This window comes from Crenothrix polyspora (assembly GCF_900163755.1).
In the GTDB taxonomy this organism is placed as follows: domain Bacteria; phylum Pseudomonadota; class Gammaproteobacteria; order Methylococcales; family Methylomonadaceae; genus Crenothrix; species Crenothrix polyspora.
Window position 1 is genome coordinate 14261 of sequence record NZ_FUKI01000131.1, and the last position, 21546, is coordinate 35806.

Genomic DNA, 21546 nt, shown 5'->3' on the forward strand with positions numbered 1-21546 from the left:
TTTAAACTTATTTTTATATAGTCTTTGCTAGTTGTGCCAATGGTCTGTAATTGTTAAATACATTGCTTATAAATTTAGACTAAATCGTAGATAAGCTGGAGCGTTAGAAAATATAAGTTGCTAATTATTATAAACTGTCTATAATGTCTTAAATCAATCGCGGGGTGGAGCAGCTTGGTAGCTCGTCGGGCTCATAACCCGAAGGTCGTAGGTTCAAATCCTGCCCCCGCTACCAGTATATAGTATACGGATATGTGTATAGGCATAATGGATTTTGCCTGGAAAGCCCCTTATTAGGGGTTTTTTGTTTTCTGGCCTTTGGAAATTAAGGCTGGCATTAGGTTGTCAACGGAAGAGCTTCAGGCTCTTTTTTTATGTGCGTAGATAAGTGAGGGAAAAATGAGACAAGCTCCCGAACATTTGATTGTGTTATTAGAGCCAATTATTGCAGGTTTAGGATACGAATGCGTAGGGATTGATTATAATCCCCATCCAAAACACGGCATGTTGAGAATCTATATTGACAGTGAAAATGGAATTTTGGTTGAGGATTGTACAAAAGTCAGTCACCAGATCAGTGGTGTGTTGGATGTTGAAGATCCCATACAAGGTGAATATCAGTTAGAAGTGTCCTCGCCAGGTGCGGATCGACCTTTTTTTAAAATAAGTCAATTCGAACGTTTTGTTGGTAGCAATATATCGGTACACTTATATAAAGCGATAGCAGGTCGGCGTAAAATAACGGCTACGATTGTCGGTGTTCAAGATGATGTGGTACTGCTGAAAGAAGCAGATCAGATTTTAGAGATACCGTTTGATGCAATGAGCAAAGCGCGTTTAGTGCCTGAGTATTTAATTTAGAAGGGAGGATACAATGGCAAATAAAGAAATTTTGTTGGTAGCTGAAGTCTTTTCGAATGAGAAAGAGATTGACAAGGAAGTTGTTTTTCAGGCTATAGAGTCAGCATTGGAAACTGCGACTATTAAACGTCACGTTAATCAAATTAGAGCACGGGTTTCTATTGATAGAAAAACCGGTGATTACTCAACTTATAGACAGTGGGAAGTGGTTGCGGCCAATGACGAGGTGGATGGCGACGTAGAGTTTCCTACCACACAAATTTTATTAGATGTGGCGCAATTCGATGACCCGAATGCACAGGTTGGCGATATTATTGAAGAAGAAATTGACTCAGTTGATTTTGGCCGTATTGCGGCGCAAACTGCTAAGCAAGTTATTATTCATAAAGTGCGCGAAGCTGAGCGTAAAAAAATTGTTGAGGCCTACCAAGCGCGAGTGGGTGAATTAATTACCGGTATTGTTAAACGTATTGAGAAAGGCAGTGTGTATCTGGATTTGGGCGGCCATATTGAAGCTTTTATCGCCAAAGAAGACATGATTCCCCGTGAGCCTGTGCGTATTGGCGATCGTATTAGAGGCTATTTAAAAGATGTACGCTTAGAGCCGCGTGGCCCGCAATTATTTGTCAGTCGTACTGCACCAGAGTTATTGATTGCTTTGTTCCGTTTGGAAGTGCCAGAAGTAGGCGAGGGCATGATTTCTGTTATGGGCGCGGCGCGTGACCCAGGTTCCAGAGCTAAAATTGCGGTAAAAAGTAACGATCCGCGTCTTGACCCTGTCGGTGCCTGTGTTGGTATGCGCGGCTCTAGGGTACAATCGGTTACTAATGAATTATCGGGTGAGCGCGTCGATATTATTTTGTGGAACCCTAGCGAAGCGCAGTTTGTTATTAACGCTATGTCGCCGGCTGAAATTCAATCGATTGTTGTTGATGAAGATAAACACAGTATGGATTTGGCAGTTAACACCGAAAATTTATCGCAAGCGATAGGTCGTGGTGGCCAAAATGTACGTTTGGCTACGCAGTTAACCGGTTGGGAACTTAACGTTATTGACGCGTCTAAAGCTGAGAAAAACAGCGAAGCGGAAGCTGAAAAAATCACCCAAATGTTTATTGACCAGCTAGATGTGGATGCTGATATAGCAGCGATTTTGGCGGAAGTGGGCTTTAATTCCGTTGAAGAAATTGCCTATGTGCCGGTCAGCGAAATGTTGGAAATCGAGGGTTTTGATGAAGATTTGGTTAATGAATTAAAAAGTAGGGCAAAGGACGCGCTGTTGATTATTGCTATTGCGGCTGAAGAAAAAAGAGAAACAGCTACACCGGCACAAGATTTGCTGGAAATGGAAGGCATGGATAATGATCTGGCGTATGATTTAGCCAGTGACGGGGTTATTACAATGGAAGATTTAGCAGAACAGTCAATCGATGACGTGCTTAAATTTTCTGGTATGACCGAAGAGCGGGCGGCACGGTTGATTATGAAAGCGCGTGAGCCTTGGTTTGCTGAGGCTAAAACGAAGTAGGGTAGGGGTGAACATGAGTGATAAAACAGTACGGCAATTGGCTGAGGTAGTGCGTATACCTCTGGAACGGTTATTGGAACAGCTGAAAGAAGCGGGGTTATCTGCAAGTTCGCCTGATGATGTTATTTCCGAAGACGAAAAAATGCGTTTGCTCAGTCATTTGCGCAAACGTCATGGCAAGGTTGAAGACGGTGTTGAAAGCGCACCTAAGCGAGTCACATTAGAGCGTAGACAGGTGAGTGAAATTAAACAAACCAATGCGCCAGGCAGTGCTCCCAAAACAATCACTGTTGAAGTGCGTAAAAAGAAAACCTATATAAAACGCGAAGCGGATGATGTTAAAGAAGTTGTCAGTGTTGTTGAGTCAGTTACGTCTCCAGCGCCAGAGGTACCGCATAACGAGTTGCCGATTGCTGATGAGGTATTAGTGCCTGTGGTGTCCGAAGTTAAACCTGTCGTTACTGAAGCTGTTGTTGCTGAAATAGCAGTCATTGAAACCGAGACTGATGTTATTGAACCAGTGCTTACTGATATAGAACTCAAGCCTGAGCTTGATATAGAAGATAAATTTATAGTGTTGCCTATTAAAGGCGAAACCAAATCCAAGGTAGTGGCTAAGCCTAAAGAGCTGGATGAAGCCAAAAAGAAATTAGATGAGAAAGAGCGCCGTCTGCAAGAGTCTATCAATAAAAATGCCGATAGAGTGAGGCAGCAAGCTGAAGAAAAGCAAGCGGCTGCCCATAAAAAGAAACAAGATGAAAGCAATCGTGGCGGCGGTGGTAGAGATGCTAAAAAAGTAAAGAAAAAAGGCAAGCAACCACAGCGTGCAGCGCCGGTCTCGGATAGCAAACATCAGTTTGAAATGCCCAGTGCGCCGATTGTTTATGAAGTAACCATTCCTGAAATGATCATCGTTTCTGACCTTGCGCAGAAAATGAACATTAAAGCTGCATTAGTGATTAAACACCTGATGAAGCTGGGTTTTATGGCGACTATCAATCAAAGTATCGATCAAGACACCGCAGCCATTTTGGTAGAAGAAATGGGGCATAAAGTTATCATGCAAAGTGATGACGATCTTGAAAAAGAAATGCTGGCCGAAGCTCAAATTGAAGATGTACGTATTGCGTTACCGCGTGCGCCGATTGTGACTATCATGGGTCACGTTGACCACGGTAAAACGTCGTTACTGGATTATATCCGCAAAACCCGTGTTGCAGCCGGTGAAGCCGGTGGTATTACTCAACATATCGGCGCTTATCAAGTTAAAACCGATCACGGTGCAGTCACCTTTTTAGATACCCCAGGTCATGCGGCATTTACTGCTATGCGTGCCCGTGGTGCTGATGTTACTGACGTGGTCATTGTCGTAGTTGCCGCTGATGATGGCGTGATGCCGCAAACCAAAGAAGCCGTTGAGCATGCGAAAGCGGCTAACGTGCCTATCATTATTGCCATGAACAAAATGGACAAGCCCGATGCCAATCCTGATAAGGTGATGCAAGAGTTGTCGGTGATTGGTGTTCTGGCCGAAGAATGGGGCGGCGACGTGCAGTTCCTGAAAATATCCGCCAAAACGGGTGTCGGTATTGATGAGTTAATCGAAGCGTTAATTGTTCAAACTGAAATTCTGGAATTAACCGCGCCTGCTGAAGGGGTGGCTTCTGGTATTGTGATTGAGTCACGTTTGGATAAAGGCCGTGGTGCAGTAGCCACGGTATTGATTCAAAAAGGTACGCTGGAAAATGGCCAAATGGTGTTGTGTGGTCATGAATACGGCCGTGTCCGCGCTATGTTTAATGAAAATGGCAAGCCGATTAAAGAAGCAGGGCCTTGTGTGCCAGTGGAGATTTTAGGACTTTCAGGTACGCCTAATGCCGGTGATGAATTTCTGGTCGTGCAAAACGAGCGCATCGCTAAAGATTTGGCTAAGCACCGTGAAGACCGTAAAAAATTCACCCGCCATGCCGCCCAGCAAGCTTCAAAGCTTGATGAAGTGTTCTCCCGTATGACCACCGGCGAATTAGCCAGTGTTAATCTGGTGATTAAAACTGATGTACAAGGCAGTTTGGAAGCGTTACGTGGCTCGTTGGTGAGCTTGTCTAATGAAGAAGTCGAAGTAAAAGTCGTTTTTGGTGGTGTCGGTGGTATTAACGAAGGTGATGTCAATTTAGCCTTGGCTTCCAATTCTATTTTAATCGGCTTTAACGTGCGTGCTGATGCTACCGCCAGACGCTTGATTGAAGAAAAAGGTGTTGACCTGCATTATTACAGTGTCATTTACGATGCGATTGATGAAGTCAAGAAAGCCATTAGTGGTATGTTGGCTCCTGAGATCAGAGAACAAATTGTTGGCCTTGCGGCAGTACGCGACGTGTTTAAGTCCCCCAAATTTGGCGCGGTTGCCGGTTGTATGGTCATCGATGGTTTTGTCAAACGCAATTTGCCAATCCGCGTGCTGCGTGAAAACGTGGTCATCTATGAAGGTCAGCTGGAATCACTGCGCCGCTTTAAAGACGATGCCGCTGAAGTCAAGATGGGCATGGAATGTGGTATTGGCGTGAAAAACTACAACGATGTCAGGGTGGGCGATCAGATCGAAGTCTTTGAACGCACTGAAATCAAGCGGGTTCTGTAGGGTTTATGGCAAGAGAATTTGGCCGCAATGCGCGGGTGTCATCACAGATGCAAAAAGAGTTGGCAAGCATTTTTCAACGCGATGTGCGTGATGCACGACTGGGTTTTATTACCATCAATGAAGTCGTGGTGACCAAAGATTTAGCATCGGCAAAAATTTATGTCACGGTGTTAAACGTTGATGAACAAGGCAAGCGTGACAATGTGAAGCGCTTGAATGAATTGTCGCCGATTATTCGCCATGAATTGGCCAAGCGTATGCGCTTACGGCATATTTCGGAATTGCGGTTTTTTTATGACGATTCGTTTGATACCGGTATGCGCGTTGCTGAGCTGTTGCGCGATTAGCTAGCGTCACTTTATGAGCAAGCGCACTTCGGGACTCAATGTTCACGGCATTATCTTGCTGGATAAACGATTGGGCGTGTCGTCCAACAAGGCCTTGCAGGAAGTGCGGCGCTTATTTAATGCCAATAAAGCGGGGCACACGGGCAGTCTTGATCCCCTAGCCACCGGTTTATTGCCGCTGTGTTTTGGTGAAGCTACCAAGGTGTCGGGTATGATGCTCGATGATGACAAGCGTTATCAGGTGTTGGTTCAGTTGGGCGTAATGACCGATACCGGCGATTTGGAAGGTGAGGTGATAGCGACTAAGCTGGTACCTGAATTGTCATTGAGCGATATTAATCGTTGTTTAGCTAAGTTTTCCGGTGCGATTGATCAAGTGCCGCCGATGTATTCGGCCTTGAAACAAAATGGTAAAAAGCTGTACGAACTGGCCAGAGCCGGTATCACCGTTGAACGCAAAGCCCGTCGCATCACAATTTATGACATCACCTTATTGTCGTTTACCCACGATGAATTAAGCTTAGAAGTGGCGTGTTCTAAAGGCACGTATATTCGCTCATTAGCAGAAGACATCGGCCATGATTTGGGGTGTGGCGGCACAGTAAAAGCCTTGCGGCGTTTGCAGGCCGGGGAGTTTAAACTGGACGATGCCTACACGATAGAACAATTGGCCGCGATGCCTGCAACGGAACTGTCCGCGTGTTTAATTGCTGCCGATAAGCCTTTAGCGGGATTGCCAGCGGTGCAGTTGTCGGAAGATCAAGCTATACGTATTAATTACGGCCAGAGCGTAGACTGGCAAGATAGCTTTTTAGGCACGGTGCGTTTGTACCGTGGCCATGATTTTTTGGGGTTGGGAGAAATCCTTTTGGATGGTAAACTAGCGCCCACACGGTTGTTTAATTTAAACAAACCGTAGTACTCTGGCTTCTGCACCCTATTGTGGAAGTCAGGCTTTATCGGCCGTGTTTGCACGGCTTTCAATTTAATCTTAACTAAAAAATACTAGGGATTACCATGCCATTTACAGCAGAACAAAAAAAAGCAGTTGTTGAAGCCTATCGTTTAACCGAAACTGATACTGGATCACCTGAAGTGCAAGTTGCGTTATTGACTGCGCATATCCTGCATTTGACTCCGCATTTTGCGGCGCACAAAAAAGACAACCATTCGCGTCGTGGCTTGTTGCGTATGGTTAACAGCCGTCGTAAATTACTCGACTATCTTAAAAACAAAGACAGCGCCCGTTACCGTTCATTGATTGAACGTCTTGGTTTGCGTAAGTAAAAATTCAACTCAACAGTCGGCCCTTGCAGCACACAGCTGCGCATAATCTCAGCAAAGGAACCTTATAGTGACTCCTATTAGGAAAGAATTTCAGTACGGCGATCAAAAAGTTACGCTAGAAACGGGTGAAATAGCGCGTCAAGCAGACGGCGCTGTTATGATTGATGTCAACGGTACGTCGATTTTAGTGACGGTAGTGGCTAAAAAGAAACCCAGTGACGGTGATTTTTTTCCATTAACCGTTAACTATCAAGAAAAAGCCTATGCAGCGGGTAAAATACCCGGTGGTTTTTTCAAGCGCGAAGGTCGTCCTAGCGAGCAAGAAACCTTGACCTCGCGGTTGATTGATCGACCGATTCGTCCGTTGTTTCCTGATGGATATACTCACGAAGTTCAGATTATTGCGACAGTTGTGTCGTTAAATCCGGCGGTTAATCCAGAGATTCCGGCTTTATTGGGCGCATCGGCGGCGTTGGCGATTTCAGGCTTACCGTTTAATGGTCCATTAGGTGCGGCAACTGTCGGTTATAAAGACGGCGCGTATCTGTTAAATCCATCACCGGCTGAACTAAAAGAATCGCAACTGGAATTAGTGGTTGCAGGCACAGCGCATGCGGTACTGATGGTTGAATCTGAAGCACGCGGCTTATCTGAAGAGATTATGCTGGGCGCGGTGTTGTTCGGCCACGAGCAAATGCAGTTGGCGATTACTGCTATTAATGAATTCGCCGCTGCTGCGGGCGCTGGTAGCGTTGAATGGACAGCACCGGCGGTTGATGCCACCCTTAAGCAACTGGTGGTTGCAGAACTTGAAGCGGACATTAAAACCTCGTATCAGATTGTTGAAAAACTGGTCAGACAAGAGCGCTTAAATGATCTCAGGTCAGCAGCGGTTGAAAAAATCATGGCACTGGGTGAGTACTCTGAAAAAAATATCCGAGGCATTATTGAGCATTTAGAATCGGATATCGTACGCAATGCCATTTTGGACGACGGCAAACGTATTGATGGCCGCGATGTGTTTACTATTCGTCCCATTAGTATTAAAACCGGTGTGTTGCCAAGAACCCACGGTTCGGCATTGTTTACCCGTGGTGAGACTCAGGCTTTAGTCGTGGCTACCTTGGGTACGCAACGCGACGCACAAATTATTGATGCACTGGCGGGTGAATACAAAGAACCTTTCATGCTGCATTACAATTTCCCTCCGTACAGCGTGGGTGAAACGGGTTTTGTCGGCTCACCTAAGCGCCGTGAAATTGGTCATGGCCGTTTGGCAAAACGTGGCGTGGCGGCAGTATTGCCCAATATGGAAGATTTTCCGTATACCATTCGCGTGGTGTCTGAAATTACTGAATCCAACGGCTCAAGCTCTATGGCTTCCGTGTGTGGCAGCAGTTTGGCACTGATGGATGCAGGTGTACCGCTGAGCGCACCGGTTGCGGGTATTGCAATGGGCTTGATTAAAGAAGGCGAGCGTTTTGCGGTGTTATCCGACATTTTAGGTGATGAAGATCACTTGGGCGATATGGATTTTAAAGTCGCAGGTTCAGAACACGGTATTACCGCACTGCAAATGGACATCAAAATTGATGGCATTACCGCAGAAATCATGAAAGTGGCCTTAGCGCAAGCCAAGCAAGGTCGTTTGCATATTTTAGGTGAAATGAACAAAGCCTTGGCAACGACCCGCGATGAAATGTCTGATTTTGCCCCACGTATTATCACTTTCAAGATTGATCCGAGTAAAATTCGTGAAGTGATTGGTAAAGGCGGCGCAACTATTCGTAGCATCACTGAGCAAACCGGCGCTAGCGTTGATTTGACTGATGATGGTATTGTTAAAGTAGCTTCTGTTGATAAAGCAGCCGGTGAAGAAGCGCGTCGCTTGATTGAAGAAATTACCGCTGAGGTTGAAGTGGGTAAGGTTTATGAAGGCAAAGTGGTTAGATTAATGGATTTTGGTGCGTTTGTGACCATTCTTCCAGGCAAGGATGGTCTGGTACATATCTCGCAAATCTCTGATGAACACGTTGATAAAGTCAGCGATAGACTGAATGAAGGTGATGTGGTTAAAGTGAAGGTGCTGGAAATTGACCGTCAAGGTCGTGTTAGGCTGAGCATTAAAGAAGTTGATAAAGACTAACTTAAGCTTTATTGATGATATCGTAGTATAAAAAAGAGCCGTAAGGCTCTTTTTTTTGTAAGACTGGGCAGAATAATAGAGCGCTGTCTTACGTATTTTTAATTAGGATGAGTTGTGATGTAGCGGTGTAGGTAGGTTGCGATAGCGTAAGCCAACATTTTCTCAAATCATTATGTTGGGTTGCGACTAATACCTGCCCAATGCACACCTTAGCTTTTATCAATCGAAAATAAAAGCGTTGTATACGTACAGCGTTTTCAACTTAGGACAGTTACAGCCACCGTTCGTGCTGAGCTTGTCGAAGCATGAACGGCACACTTCGACAAGCTCAGTGCGAACGGTTACGCTGTAACTATTGAACTGTGAAAACGCTGTAACATTTGATAAATACATAGCTTTTGCTGTGCTATATAAAAAGTTTGTTTTTCAAAAAGTATTTCTAAGCAACTTAATAACTGTAGCTATACTTGTTAATATTATTAATAAATAACCCCTCTGTTTTTAAAAACACCCATTATGTATAGGTGGTTTTTTAATAAAGACAGATGATATTTTGCTTTAGCTTATACATTGATTTTATTAAGCCGTATATTTATTTTACATGGCGGTAAGTGTTTTTGGTAAATAATTTTTTATACTGCTGTGGTTGTTAAAGAGCGATGCGCTTAACGTATCAACGTATGTAATCAGGATACGATATGAATTTCACAGAAAAATTTGGTTTTTTCAGTTATTTAATAGCTGCGATTACCTATGCTTTACTGCTGTTTTTGTCATTAAAAAAAATCAAAAACAATCATTATGCCATCCCTTTTACATGCGCTATTGCGATTTCTCTACTGTGGTCGCTTTATACTGCATTTGCTATACAAAGTGAACGGTATTTTATTTCAGGCACGTTATCAATTGAAACATTACGCGATACTGCGTGGTTATTTTTACTGACCACATTAATTTCAAGACAATATTCCGAGAGTAGGTATTTTTTACTGGGTAAATATAAATCGAGTATTTTGCTCGTTGTGTGGATTATATTTATTTTTTGTCTGGAATTTTTTAATGATTTTCGCTATCAATTTCAGGAGTTTTTGGGTCGTGATATTCGGCTTTTAGCGCATGTTATTTTTGCGATTCTGGGATTGATATTGGTTGAGCAGCTTTACCGGAATGCCTCTGTTGACTTGCGCTGGGCCATTAAATTTTTGTGTATGGGGCTGGGTGGGTTATTTTTTGTTGATTTTATTGTCTACACCAAATCGCTATTATTTTTTCGATTAGATTCTCAGTTGTGGTATTCCAGAGGATTAATTAATGCCTTGGTAGCGCCTTTGCTGGCATTATCTATTTTGCGCTTACAATCTGAAAAACCACGTATTTCGTTTTCAAGAAAATTAGTATTTCATACTACCGTGTTGTTTGGTTCCGGCATTTATTTAGTAATAATGTCTTTAGCCGGCTTTTATATCAGGGATTATGGTGGTAACTGGGGCGAGATAGGGCAAATTGTTTTTATTTTTCTGGGTGTTTTAGCTTTTTTGATTTTTTCGTTGTCTGGAAAAATTCGTGCTATTACTAAGGTATTTTTAAATAAACATTTTTTTCATTACCGTTATGATTACCGTGACGAGTGGATTAAACTCAGTAAAACCATTTCTCAATTATGCTCTATTGATGAATTGTCTGGCTTTATTATAAGAACAATGGCGGATTTGGTAGACAGTTCTGGGGGCGGTTTATGGTTAAAGAATGATCAAGGTGACTTTTATCTCGCTGAAGAGCATCATTTAGGCTTTAATGCGCCGCCACTGATCAGTGCAGATTCATCGTTAATAAAATTTATTAAAGCCAAGCGCTGGGTTATTGATTTTTTTGAATTATTGCATAAACCCGAAGTTTACAAAGAAGTGGATTTACTGGAATGGAACGCTGAAAAAAATAATGTTTGGTTACTGATTCCTCTGTTTAGGCAAAATGAAATAGCTGCTTTTGTGGTATTAACCAAACCCAGAGTGGCGCGAAAACTCAATTGGGAAGACCATGACTTATTAAAAACAGTCGGCATGCAATTAACCAATGCGTTAGCGCTTAATCGTACCAGTGACGAGTTGGCGCGTTCACGACAGTTTGAAGCCTATAATCGCCTGTCGGCCTATTTGGTTCACGATCTGAAAAATTTAGTCGCTCAAATCGCTTTAATTGTAAAAAACTCCGAAAAACACAAGCACAATCCAGAGTTTATAGATGACTCTATTGAAACCTTACAAAACGTAGTTAATAAGATAGATTTTTTATTGAGTCAGCTCAGGCAAGGTGAGATTAAAGAAACCAGTAAAAGTCTGATTAATCTGGTTGAAATTATCAGTGATGTCGCTATACAGCAAGCAGGTAATAAACCGACGTTGCAATTAGTAGCACATAAAAATCGGGTGCATGTCGTCGGTGAAAAAGAAAAAATGACGGCAATCTTAGGGCATTTAGTGCAAAATGCACAAGATGCAACTCAGGACGATGGCTTTGTTAAAATGGAACTCAGTACAGATAATGAGCATGCTATCATTAAAGTAATTGATAATGGTACGGGTATGAACAGTAAATTCATTGCTGAACGTTTGTTTAAACCGTTTGATACGACAAAAGGCAATGCGGGTATGGGTATTGGTGTTTACGAGGCACGCGATTATATTCTTAAACACGCGGGGCAGATTACTGTTGACAGCGAAGTAGGTAAAGGGACTTCATTTACTATTAAATTGCCATTATCCGCTTCCTGATTATAGATTAACGCGCATTAATAAATATGAAATACAATAAGTCATGTGTTGTGCCGACGATAAGTCGCATATCAATTGTAATCGATGTGCTTTATAGTGTTTAACAACACTGTTGAACATGCGTTGTTATAAGCATTCACTTTCCTCTTTTTTTCAAAGAGGGGAACTGAATGATTACGAATTGTTTAGGCACAAAACATTGCTGGATTATCTATAACCTGTTAGCAGTATTTACCTTGTCAAAAAAAAATAAAGTTAACCATCATATCCTCGCTAAGCCAGTCTCATTCCGAAGAATATTGAAAACCACACTGCTTAACATATTGTTATTTTTTATGGTGTCATCGGTGGGATCGTGTTTGTTATTACGCTGGTTGCCCGTGCCAACATCAACATTTATGTTGTATCGACATTATCAAGATGTGATTAATGGCGCTACTTTTAAAGCCATAGATTACCGATGGGTGGCAGCTCAGAAAATGTCGTCGAGTGCTTTTGTTGCGGTAATGTCATCTGAAGATCAGCAGTTTTTTCGACATTCAGGATTTGATATGCCCTCCATACAGGCATCGATCAATGTCTATTTAAATGGTGGACGACTGCGTGGCGCAAGTACTATTTCTCAACAAGTGGCAAAAAATCTATTTTTAACTCCCTCCAAAAATTTTGTGCGTAAAGGACTCGAAGTGTGGTTTACCGTGCTAATCGAATTTCTGTGGAGCAAAGAACGTATTTTGGAAGTTTATTTAAATATTGCCGAATTTGGTGATCATATTTTTGGCGTAGAAGCGGCTAGTCAACGCTATTTTGGTATTTCTGCACAACACTTGAGTCAGTCGCAAGCAGCGTTATTAGCGGCTACGCTGCCTAACCCCATTCGTTATCAGGCACAGCACCCTTCTGGTTATGTATTAAAAAGGCGAGATTGGATACTCAGACAAATTCGTAATATGGGCTACAATATACACAGTACCCTTAAGTAAAGCTTACGTGGTAGAATTTGTGGTGAGTGGCTTTTTATCTGGCCGCTGATTTGGGCTGTTTTATGATGTGACTGACATTTTTCTAGCAATATGTTATCTCGCAGTAAGCTATAAAGTACGCCATTAAGCCAGTAATCGTTTTATACGCTATATGAATTCCTGTTATCCCTGCTAATAAGCACTAATTAATTTATCTTTGTTTTATAGATCCTTGAGAAATTGACTGTAATGAAAATTCGCAAATTATTTGTACTTACTGCCTTGCTACCCTTTATGGGGGGCAATGCTTATGCTACAACGTATCAACTGCCCGAAAATCCTAATGATAATATCGTTACACAATATCAAAATAGGCTTGCCTTAGAGCGCTCTGATCAAGAAGAAACTCTATTAGATGTGGCCTTGCGGCATTTGCTGGGACAAAATGAAATTGTTCGACTTAACCAAAAATTAGATCGCTGGGAAGTTAAAAAAGGTGACATGGTGCGCTTGGCGAATAGACGTATTTTGCCTGACACGCCGCATAACGGTATTACGTTGAATATTTCTGAATTTCGTATGTACCACTACCCTGCCAATCAACCGGGTACAGTGATGTCTTATGCACACGGTGTTGGACGGCAAGATTGGAAAACACCTTTAGGTGAAACCAAGATCATTAAAAAAATAAAAGATCCCTCATGGCATCCTCCTGAATCCATTCGTAAAGAACATGCGGCCAATGGTGATCCATTGCCTGAAGTTGTGCCGCCAGGACCGCATAACCCATTAGGGGCGCATGCGTTGTATTTAAATTTACCCGGTGAATACAGAATACATGGCACTGATATTGATAAAATATTTGGTATCGGTATGCAAATTACCCACGGTTGTGTGCGTATGTACCCTGACGATATTAAAGAACTGTTTGGTAATGTAGACGTGGGTACGCCGGTATACTTAGTAAAACAACCGATTAAAGTTGGTTGGTTGGACAACACCTTGTACATTGAGGTGCATCCTGATTTGCAAGGCGAAGAGATCAGTGACGGCCAGCGTCGTGAAGATGCGTTTAAACTGATTCAAAAAGCCACCAAACAAGAAATGCCAGAAGTTGACCAAAAAGCCTTAAGTTTGGCGCTGAAAGAATTAACCGGTGACCCTGTCGCTATCTATGAAGGCGTACCGCCTAATTTAGAAGTGACACCACCCGCTGCGACGCTACCGGTAGAAACTATGCCAGTAATTGAAGAAATATCACCTCCTAAAGACATGCCGTCACCCGCACCAGCGCTCATTAAGAAAGGTTCGGGCGATGGGTATTATCACGGTGATTAAGATATTAAACCGTGCTGGATTAGCCACGGTTTAACAAAAGCCAATAACAACCCTACAGATGCACTTGCCAGGATAACCGCTATAACGCCTATTTTATAGCGCGATAGGGCTAAGAAGGCGGCGGCAAAAATCAATACAGCACAGTAATCGACAGCAGCGTTAAAACCTGCTGGCCAAAATACTTGTACAGCAAAAAACACGGCCAGATTTAAAATAACGCCGACCACGGCAGCAGTAATTGCTGTCAGTGGTGCGGTAAATTTTAATTTACCTTGGCTAGATTCTATCAGTGGCCCACCCGCTAAAATAAAGATAAAACTCGGTAAAAAAGTAAAATAGGTGGCCAAACAGGCGGCGATTGTGGCTCCCAGTAATGCACTATCAGCACCTAAAGGCAGGTGATTCCAGCCTGATAAAAAACCTACAAAGGTAACAATCATAATTAATGGTCCAGGTGTTGTCTCACCCAAGGCTAAACCATCCATCATTTGGGTGGCACTTAGCCACTGATAATGTTCAACAGCACCTTGGTACACATACGGCAATACCGCATATGCTCCGCCGAAAGTCAGCAACGCGGCCTTGGTAAAAAACCAGCTAATTTGTGTAAATGTGTGTGTCCAGCCGTACTGCCAGCATAAAAAACCCACCACACTGCTCCATAATAATAAGCCTATCAACACTAATAAAATGAATCGTGACCACCGAAATTTTGCGTGTTCAGGAATAGGCGTGTGATCATCAATAATAGCCACACCATAACTTTTTTGAGCGCTACTGTGGCCACCGGTAGCAAATTTTTCCGGTGCGACGTGGCCACCAATAGCACCGAATATTGCCGCCAATAATACGATGAGCGGGAAAGGCAGGTGCAGAACAAAAATACCTAAAAATGCAGCACCAGCAATAATCCACATAACGCTATTTTTTAATGCACGAGAACTGATGCGGTGTGCAGCAAACAGCACAATCGCTGTCACTGCCGGTTTAATGCCATACAACACAGCGGATACTTCGGGTATATGACCAAAACGCACGTACAGCCAGCTCAACAAAATAAGCAAAAATAACGATGGTAAAACAAAAAATACACCGGCAATAATCCCTCCCCAAGTACGGTGCATCAGCCAGCCAAGATAGGTGGCTAGTTGTTGGGCTTCAGGGCCTGGCAATAACATGCAGTAATTGAGGGCATGTAAAAAACGTTGTTCAGAAATCCAGCGTTTACGCTCTACCAGTTCTTGGTGCATAACCGCAATTTGGCCAGCTGGACCACCAAAGCTGATAAACCCCAATTTAAACCAAAACAGGCAAGCGCTTAAAAAAGTGATTGACGGCGGTAAGCTGGCGTTAACGGTGTCATAAGTTTTGTTGGTCATAAGTATTTAATAGATGCACCTGTGAGGGCTTTTAGTTTATAAAGCAGCTCTAACGCTTGTTTAGGGCTCAAGTCATCCGGTTTAATATCGTCAAGTAAGCTGAGCGCTGGATGTTCAGCGTGTGATAAAAACAAATCCAATTGATTATAACCGTTGGCATCGGCTTGTTTTTCCAAGGTGACCGTGTCTTCTAAATGCCGTAGTTTTGTCTTGGCATTATCAATCACGCAATGCGGCACACCGGCTAAGGCGGCCACTTGTAGGCCGTAACTTTGGCTGGCTGGGCCATCTTTAACCGCATGTAAAAAGATGATTTTATCACCGTGTTCCATTGCATCCAAATGCAGGTTATGGATGGTTTTTTGTTCGCTGGCGAGGGTGGTCAGTTCAAAATAATGGGTAGCAAACAAGGTAAAGGCCTTGGTTTCTTTGGCCAGATGGTCGGCACACGCCCATGCTAATGATAAACCATCGAATGTGCTGGTGCCTCGGCCAATCTCATCCATTAAAATTAGGCTTTTTGAGGTGGCATTGTGCAAAATATTAGCAGTTTCCGACATTTCCACCATAAAGGTCGAGCGGCCACTGGCCAAATCATCCGATGCGCCAATGCGGGTAAATATTTTGTCTATCGGCCCGCAAGTAAATGATTTGGCCGGTACAAAACAACCGATATGCGCTAATAACACAATGAGCGCAGTTTGGCGCATATACGTTGATTTACCGCCCATGTTGGGGCCTGTAATAATCAACATACGGCGTTGATTGGAAAAACATACATCATTGGCGACAAACGGAATATCCGATACTTGCTCCACCACGATATGCCGACCGCGTTCGATGTGCAATCCGGTTTTAGTTGTTAAACTGGGCTGAGACAAGTTGAGGGTTTCGGCACGTTCTGCAAAGGTAGTTAGCACATCCAGTTCTGCTAACGCTGCCGCGCAGCGTTGCAGTGTGTCTACTGAGCAAGCCAAGTGATTGAGTAGGGCTTCATACAGGGCTTTTTCAAAGCTTAAGCACTTGTCTTTGGCGCTGAGTACCTTGTCTTCAAAGTCTTTCAGCTCTTCGGTGATATAACGCTCTGCACCTTTTAGGGTTTGTTTACGGTGGTAATGTGCGGGAATTTTATCCGAATGCAAATGCGAAGCTTCAATATAATAACCGTGGACGCGGTTGTAATTAACTTTCAGGGTGGCAATACCGGTTGCCGCACGTTCACGGATTTCCATATCAATCAGGTATTGGTCGGCATTTTGGCTTAAGTTGCGTAACTCATCCAGTTCAAGATTGTAGCCTGGCGCAATGACACCGCCATCACGTATTAATACGGGTGGATTATCAATGATGGCGCTTTGTAGTAATCTTAACCGCTCAGGATGTTCGCCAATTGCGGCACTTAAATGCAGGAGTTGCGGGTTTTCGGTAGTGGATAAGCTGTGATGCAAGGTTGGCAGTACTGCCAGCGTTTGCCGTAATACCAGTAAGTCGCGTGGCCGTGCTGATTTTAAAGCAATACGCGAACTGATGCGCTCTATATCACCGACGGATCGTAAGGTTGTTTGAATATCGCGATAGACTTTAGATTCAAGTAAGCTATCAATGCAGCTGTAACGTTTATTGAGCAGGTCGTGACTGCGCAGTGGCCGGTTGAGCCAACGCCGTAAACAGCGACTGCCCATTGCGGTGATCGATTTGTCCAGCACACCAAGCACCGTGTATTGCAGGTGGCCGGACGGGTGAAAGTCCAGTTCCAGGTTACGGCGGCTGGCGGCATCTAATAAGATAGTATCGTCGCTGCTTTCGGTACGGATGCCTTGAATATGGGGCAGGGCACTTTGGTGGGTGTCTTTAATATAATGCAATAAAGCCCCAGCGGCGGCGATGGCGGAGTGCAAATTATCGCAACCAAAGCCTTTTAAATCCACGGTTTTAAACTGTTTTAGCACTTGCTGTCTAGCGCTTTCCGGCTCAAAATGCCACGGCGCTCTTCGGCATAATCCGGCTCTGCGCTTTAAGTCAGCCGGTAAAAGCCAGTCTTCGCTGAATAATAATTCGGCGGGATTAAGCCGCTCAATTTCGCTGCATAATTGATTTTCAGAGCTGACTTGTTGTAGCACAAAACGCCCGCTGCTGACATCCAGATGGGCAAGACCGTAGTGGTTACCAATTAAACATACGGCAGCCAATAAATTATCTTGGCGCTCTTCCAGTAAGGCTTCGTCGGTAACTGTGCCTGGGGTGACCACGCGTACTACTTTACGTTCAACAGGGCCTTTGGACGTTGCAGGGTCGCCGATTTGTTCACAAATAGCCACCGATTGGCCTTGCCGGAGTAGTTTGGCCAGATAGCTTTCGGCGACGTGGTAGGGGATACCCGCCATAGCAATCGGTACACCTTGCGAGTTGCCGCGACTGGTGAGGGTAATGTTCAGTAATTGCGTGGCTTTTTTGGCATCATCGAAAAACAATTCGTAAAAATCGCCCATTCGGTAAAATAAAAGTGTGTCAGGGTAGTCGGCCTTGATGCGAAAATACTGTTGCATCATTGGGGTGTGTGGAGTGGCAGGTAGGGTGTCTTTAATCATGCCGCTATTTTATCTGAAGTCTTAGGGGTCACCATCATGGATAAAGAATTATTTTTTTTAGCGCAAAGAGCTGGGCAATTTTTAACTGCGTGTGGTAAGACGCTTGCGCTGGCCGAGTCGTGTACTGGTGGTTTGATTTCTGCGACATTGACCGATGTAGCGGGAAGTTCGGCGTGGTTTGACCGAGGCTTTGTCACCTACAGCAATCAGGCTAAGATGGATATGCTGGGCGTTAAACCAGAAACTTTGCAGCATTACGGGGCAGTGAGTGCAGAGACGGTTACGGAGATGGTTGCTGGGGTGTTGGCGCACAGCAGCGCGGATTGTGCGATTGCGGTAACCGGTATAGCAGGGCCTGGTGGCGGTACGGCGGAAAAGCCAGTGGGTACGGTTTTTGTTGCCTGGCAGTGGCGTGGTGAAAAGGTATTGGTTATGCGTAAGCAGTTTGTGGGTAATCGGCAGTCTGTTAGGCGACAAACGCAAAGGGTTGCTTTGATGACGTTTTTGAGTCCCGTTTTTTAAACGTCGCAGTAATGTACTCGATCAAAATTTAGGGGTTTAGCCGACACAAGTGACGTTGAAGTTTTATTTGGGATATTCTTTCGTAGAAAGAATTTAATGATGACGAAGCAGTAATTTACTGCGCTTTGTTTAAAAGATGAAAAATTATTAATAATTTTGTAGTGAGTAGTGGCGGAGAGGCAGGGATTCGAACCCTGGGAGGGTTACCCCTCAACGGTTTTCAAGACCGCCGCATTCGGCCGCTCTGCCACCTCTCCTAACTCTGAGTATTATAACAAACTGACCAATAAAATCAATTTATAATGGCAGGTGGACTAAAATTGCGTCAGTACGTTTAATCCATTGACATCAATAGTTTTGCTACCACACAATTGTACGGTTTCATTTACATCATCACCGATGCCGCGTGTTAATCCTACAAAATCAAACAATTGCCTATCCGCCAATTGCGACGGCGCGGCGTTTTGCAAACTGGTAAAAATAGTTTCCAAACGACCAGGAAACTGTTTGTCCCAGCCTTTTAACATGGCCTTCATGGCGTTGCGTTGCAGATTTTCTTGCGAACCGCACAAGTTGCATGGAATAATCGGGAAGTTTTTAAAGGCCGAAAAGCGTTCAATGTCTTTTTCGCGGCAATAAGCCAGCGGACGGATAATGATGTTTTTCTTGTCGTCACTGAGCAGTTTAGGTGGCATGGCTTTGAGTTTGCCGCCGTAAAAAATGTTCAGAAAAAATGTCTCCAAAATATCATCACGGTGATGCCCTAAGGCAATTTTGGTAATGCCATTGGCTTCGGCATAACCGTATAACGTGCCGCGCCGCAATCTGGAACACAACCCGCAGGTGGTTTTACCTTCTGGGATCACGCGTTTAACTACGCTGTAGGTGTCTTTCTCAATAATATGATACGGCACGCCCAGCGCTTGCAGATATTCCGGTAACACATGCTCAGGAAAGCCCGGTTGTTTTTGGTCGAGATTAACGGCGATGATGTCAAAATCAATCGGCGCAGTTTTCTGCAAACCAACCAGCACATCCAACATGGTGTAGCTGTCTTTGCCACCGGATAAGCACACCATGACCTTATCGCCTGCTTCGATCATGTTGTAATCGGCGATGGCATCACCGACGTAATGGCGCAGCCGCTTTTGCAGTTTATTAAACTGAATCCTGGCTTTTTGATTAGGATCTGACATGACAGGATTTAAAGTATATGAAAAAAAAGATAACGAGGATAACCGAAAACAGCAGTCCACTAGAAACCTAAAATCTTGCGTTCCTACGGGTATGGGCTAATTCAGTCGATGGTTAATAAAATCCACAGAAACGTCGAAACTACAAAAATCTCAACAGGTTTCCGTGGACAGTTTTATTTAATCAACGGGCATAGACAGGTACTGAATAGTAATTAGCCGTTATAACGTTGGAAAATTAACGTTGCATTGGTGCCGCCAAAGCCAAAGCTGTTGGACATAATCGTATTTAAAGTGACGTTATCTTCACGCTCGCGCACTATCGGAATGCCTTCAGCACCAGGGTCTAATTCGGTGATATTGGCGGAGGCGCTCAAAAAGTTTTCTTCCATCATCAGCAAGGAATAAATCGCTTCATTTACTCCCGCAGCACCCAGCGCATGGCCGGTGAGCGATTTAGTGGAGCTGACTTTAGGCACGTTGTCTGCACCAAACACGGTGCGCAGCGCTTCCAGTTCTTTGGTATCGCCTACCGAAGTGCTGGTGCCGTGCGCGTTAATGTAATCAATCTTGCTGCCGTCGGTCATCACAATGGCTTGCTGCATGCAGCGTACTGCGCCTTCGCCGGATGGTTGCACCATGTCGTAACCATCTGAGGTTGCCCCGTAACCCACCAATTCCGCATAGATTTTTGCGCCACGGGCTTTGGCATGTTCCAGCTCTTCCACCACCAACACACCGCCGCCGCCGGAGATAACAAAGCCGTCACGGGTCGCATCATAGGGTCTTGAAGCGGTTGCTGGCGTAGCGTTGTATTTGGAAGACAGCGCCCCCATTGCATCAAACAACACCGACAACGTCCAATGCACTTCTTCGCCGCCACCGGCGAACACCACATCTTGCTTGCCTAGCTGGATCAATTCCATCGCATGGCCAATACAGTGGGCACTGGTTGCGCACGCTGAGCTGATGGTGTAATTGACCCCTTTAATTTTAAACGGTGTCGCCAGGCACGCGGTATTGGTGCTGGACATGCAACGGGTCACCATATATGGCCCTACGCGCTTAACGCCTTTTTCGCGCAAAATGTCGGCAGCGTCCACTTGGTTAGACGTAGACGGCCCACCCGATCCCATCACCAAGCCGGTTCTGAAATTGGACACGTCGGATTCGGTCAGGCCAGCATCATCGATGGCTTGCTGCATGGCGATGTAATTGAAGGCCGCACCATCGCCCATAAAGCGCTTAATTTTGCGGTCGATAAAGGCATCAAAATCAATGTTGATAGGCCCGTGAACATGGCTGCGAAAGCCCATGTCGTGGTAGACATCGGAAAATACAATACCGGAGCGGCCTTGTTTTAACGATTCAACCACGTCTGACCGATTATTGCCGATGCTGGACACAATGCCCAAACCGGTGATGACCACTCTTTTCATAATGCCAATCCTAAAAATCTGCGGTAGAGGTAAATAGACCCACCCGTAAGTCGGTCGCCGTATAAATCACTTTGCCGTCCACTTCCATCGTCGCATCGGCAATGCCCATGTAAAGTTTGCGCATGATGAGCCGTTTCATATCCAGTCGATAGGTGACTTTTTTGGCTGTGGGTAATACCTGGCCGGTGAACTTTACTTCACCGACACCCAAGGCGCGTCCCTTTCCAGGTCCGCCCATCCAGCACAAGAAAAATCCCACCAATTGCCACATGGCATCTAAGCCTAAGCAGCCGGGCATCACCGGATCGCCCTGAAAATGACAGGCAAAAAACCATAAATCTGGCGTAATATCTAATTCAGCTACAATCTGGCCTTTACCATACGCGCCACCTTCATCGGTAATCAGCGTGATCCTGTCCATCATGAGCATGTTCGGTAGGGGCAGTTGTGCATTTTGCGGCCCGTACAGTTCCCCTCTACCGGACATCAGCAATTCTTCGCGCGTAAAACTAGGCTGCTTATCCATAACGATATACCTTTAGAATTA

At 44.4% G+C, this 21546-nt stretch carries 16 protein-coding genes and 2 tRNA genes; 12 read left to right on the forward strand and 6 right to left on the reverse strand.

All coding sequences use genetic code 11. The features are described from left to right. The first annotated feature begins 158 nt into the window (after positions 1-158). From CRENPOLYSF2_RS12575 to CRENPOLYSF2_RS12625, 11 genes are all read left to right on the forward strand, one after another. Positions 159-235 (forward strand) — tRNA-Met (locus CRENPOLYSF2_RS12575). A 164-nt stretch (positions 236-399) separates the two neighbouring features. Next, the gene (rimP, locus tag CRENPOLYSF2_RS12580) at positions 400-861 is read left to right on the forward strand and encodes a ribosome maturation factor RimP (RefSeq protein WP_087144298.1); all 462 of its coding nucleotides are present in this window, start codon (positions 400-402) and stop codon (positions 859-861) included. A 13-nt stretch (positions 862-874) separates the two neighbouring features. Further along, positions 875-2389: a transcription termination factor NusA gene (nusA, locus tag CRENPOLYSF2_RS12585; RefSeq protein WP_087144299.1), complete on the forward strand. Its 1515-nt coding sequence runs from the start codon at positions 875-877 to the stop codon at positions 2387-2389. A 13-nt stretch (positions 2390-2402) separates the two neighbouring features. Then, positions 2403-5027 carry a translation initiation factor IF-2 gene (gene infB, locus CRENPOLYSF2_RS12590; protein ID WP_087144300.1) on the forward strand — a complete coding sequence of 875 codons (2625 nt, stop codon included), beginning with the start codon at positions 2403-2405 and terminating at the stop codon, positions 5025-5027. A 5-nt stretch (positions 5028-5032) separates the two neighbouring features. Further along, positions 5033-5374, forward strand: a complete 342-nt coding sequence (rbfA, locus tag CRENPOLYSF2_RS12595) for a 30S ribosome-binding factor RbfA (protein ID WP_087144301.1) — start codon at positions 5033-5035, stop codon at positions 5372-5374. Between the two features lie 13 nt (positions 5375-5387). Further along, entirely contained in the window at positions 5388-6293 is a 906-nt protein-coding gene (truB, locus tag CRENPOLYSF2_RS12600; RefSeq protein ID WP_087144302.1) for a tRNA pseudouridine(55) synthase TruB, read from the forward strand. 98 nt (positions 6294-6391) lie between these two features. After that, positions 6392-6661, forward strand: coding sequence for a 30S ribosomal protein S15 (gene rpsO, locus CRENPOLYSF2_RS12605; RefSeq protein WP_087144303.1), 270 nt, complete (start codon positions 6392-6394; stop codon positions 6659-6661). A 67-nt stretch (positions 6662-6728) separates the two neighbouring features. Further along, complete coding sequence (pnp, locus tag CRENPOLYSF2_RS12610) at positions 6729-8807, forward strand: polyribonucleotide nucleotidyltransferase (RefSeq protein WP_087144304.1); 2079 nt, start codon at positions 6729-6731, stop codon at positions 8805-8807. A 698-nt stretch (positions 8808-9505) separates the two neighbouring features. Beyond that, positions 9506-11578 (forward strand): XrtA/PEP-CTERM system histidine kinase PrsK, encoded by a 2073-nt coding sequence (gene prsK, locus CRENPOLYSF2_RS12615; RefSeq protein ID WP_087144305.1) that lies wholly within the window; start codon positions 9506-9508, stop codon positions 11576-11578. 170 nt (positions 11579-11748) lie between these two features. Further along, complete coding sequence (gene mtgA / locus CRENPOLYSF2_RS12620) at positions 11749-12561, forward strand: monofunctional biosynthetic peptidoglycan transglycosylase (protein WP_087144306.1); 813 nt, start codon at positions 11749-11751, stop codon at positions 12559-12561. A 228-nt stretch (positions 12562-12789) separates the two neighbouring features. Continuing rightward, positions 12790-13878 carry a L,D-transpeptidase family protein gene (locus CRENPOLYSF2_RS12625; RefSeq protein WP_087144307.1) on the forward strand — a complete coding sequence of 363 codons (1089 nt, stop codon included), beginning with the start codon at positions 12790-12792 and terminating at the stop codon, positions 13876-13878. Here the strand turns inward: CRENPOLYSF2_RS12625 and chrA are convergent. Continuing rightward, positions 13875-15257: a chromate efflux transporter gene (gene chrA / locus CRENPOLYSF2_RS12630; RefSeq protein WP_087144308.1), complete on the reverse strand. Its 1383-nt coding sequence runs from the start codon at positions 15255-15257 to the stop codon at positions 13875-13877. The two genes, CRENPOLYSF2_RS12625 and chrA, sit on opposite strands and share 4 nt — an antisense overlap. After that, positions 15254-17845 (reverse strand): DNA mismatch repair protein MutS, encoded by a 2592-nt coding sequence (gene mutS / locus CRENPOLYSF2_RS12635; protein ID WP_245807993.1) that lies wholly within the window; start codon positions 17843-17845, stop codon positions 15254-15256. Before mutS ends, chrA begins: the two co-directional genes overlap by 4 nt. Before the next feature lie 36 nt (positions 17846-17881). Between mutS and CRENPOLYSF2_RS12640 the strand changes: the two genes are divergently transcribed. Continuing rightward, the gene (locus CRENPOLYSF2_RS12640; protein ID WP_087144309.1) at positions 17882-18367 is read left to right on the forward strand and encodes a CinA family protein; all 486 of its coding nucleotides are present in this window, start codon (positions 17882-17884) and stop codon (positions 18365-18367) included. 169 nt (positions 18368-18536) lie between these two features. On the opposite strand, the gene CRENPOLYSF2_RS12645 is transcribed toward CRENPOLYSF2_RS12640, so the two are convergent. The 4 genes from CRENPOLYSF2_RS12645 to fabA form a co-directional block, all read right to left on the reverse strand. Next, a tRNA-Ser gene (locus CRENPOLYSF2_RS12645) sits at positions 18537-18624 on the reverse strand. Between the two features lie 57 nt (positions 18625-18681). Next, a complete protein-coding gene (ttcA, locus tag CRENPOLYSF2_RS12650) occupies positions 18682-19563 on the reverse strand; it encodes a tRNA 2-thiocytidine(32) synthetase TtcA (protein WP_087144310.1) in 882 nt (293 codons plus the stop codon). 212 nt (positions 19564-19775) lie between these two features. Further along, entirely contained in the window at positions 19776-20999 is a 1224-nt protein-coding gene (gene fabB / locus CRENPOLYSF2_RS12655; RefSeq protein WP_087144311.1) for a beta-ketoacyl-ACP synthase I, read from the reverse strand. A 10-nt stretch (positions 21000-21009) separates the two neighbouring features. Then, positions 21010-21525 carry a 3-hydroxyacyl-[acyl-carrier-protein] dehydratase FabA gene (gene fabA / locus CRENPOLYSF2_RS12660; protein ID WP_087144312.1) on the reverse strand — a complete coding sequence of 172 codons (516 nt, stop codon included), beginning with the start codon at positions 21523-21525 and terminating at the stop codon, positions 21010-21012. Positions 21526-21546 lie beyond the last annotated feature (21 nt).

Excerpts from the sequence above, each read along its gene's own strand:
- ttcA (WP_087144310.1), bottom strand. The coding sequence starts at position 19,563 with ATGTCAGATCCTAATCAAAAAGCCAGGATTCAGTTTAATAAACTGCAA.
- infB (WP_087144300.1), top strand. The coding sequence starts at position 2,403 with ATGAGTGATAAAACAGTACGGCAATTGGCTGAGGTAGTGCGTATACCT.
- truB (WP_087144302.1), top strand. The coding sequence starts at position 5,388 with ATGAGCAAGCGCACTTCGGGACTCAATGTTCACGGCATTATCTTGCTG.
- rimP (WP_087144298.1), top strand. The coding sequence starts at position 400 with ATGAGACAAGCTCCCGAACATTTGATTGTGTTATTAGAGCCAATTATT.
- chrA (WP_087144308.1), bottom strand. The coding sequence starts at position 15,257 with ATGACCAACAAAACTTATGACACCGTTAACGCCAGCTTACCGCCGTCA.
- fabA (WP_087144312.1), bottom strand. The coding sequence starts at position 21,525 with ATGGATAAGCAGCCTAGTTTTACGCGCGAAGAATTGCTGATGTCCGGT.
- CRENPOLYSF2_RS12625 (WP_087144307.1), top strand. The coding sequence starts at position 12,790 with ATGAAAATTCGCAAATTATTTGTACTTACTGCCTTGCTACCCTTTATG.
- mtgA (WP_087144306.1), top strand. The coding sequence starts at position 11,749 with ATGATTACGAATTGTTTAGGCACAAAACATTGCTGGATTATCTATAAC.
- prsK (WP_087144305.1), top strand. The coding sequence starts at position 9,506 with ATGAATTTCACAGAAAAATTTGGTTTTTTCAGTTATTTAATAGCTGCG.
- mutS (WP_245807993.1), bottom strand. The coding sequence starts at position 17,845 with ATGATTAAAGACACCCTACCTGCCACTCCACACACCCCAATGATGCAA.
- fabB (WP_087144311.1), bottom strand. The coding sequence starts at position 20,999 with ATGAAAAGAGTGGTCATCACCGGTTTGGGCATTGTGTCCAGCATCGGC.
- CRENPOLYSF2_RS12640 (WP_087144309.1), top strand. The coding sequence starts at position 17,882 with ATGGATAAAGAATTATTTTTTTTAGCGCAAAGAGCTGGGCAATTTTTA.
- nusA (WP_087144299.1), top strand. The coding sequence starts at position 875 with ATGGCAAATAAAGAAATTTTGTTGGTAGCTGAAGTCTTTTCGAATGAG.
- rbfA (WP_087144301.1), top strand. The coding sequence starts at position 5,033 with ATGGCAAGAGAATTTGGCCGCAATGCGCGGGTGTCATCACAGATGCAA.
- rpsO (WP_087144303.1), top strand. The coding sequence starts at position 6,392 with ATGCCATTTACAGCAGAACAAAAAAAAGCAGTTGTTGAAGCCTATCGT.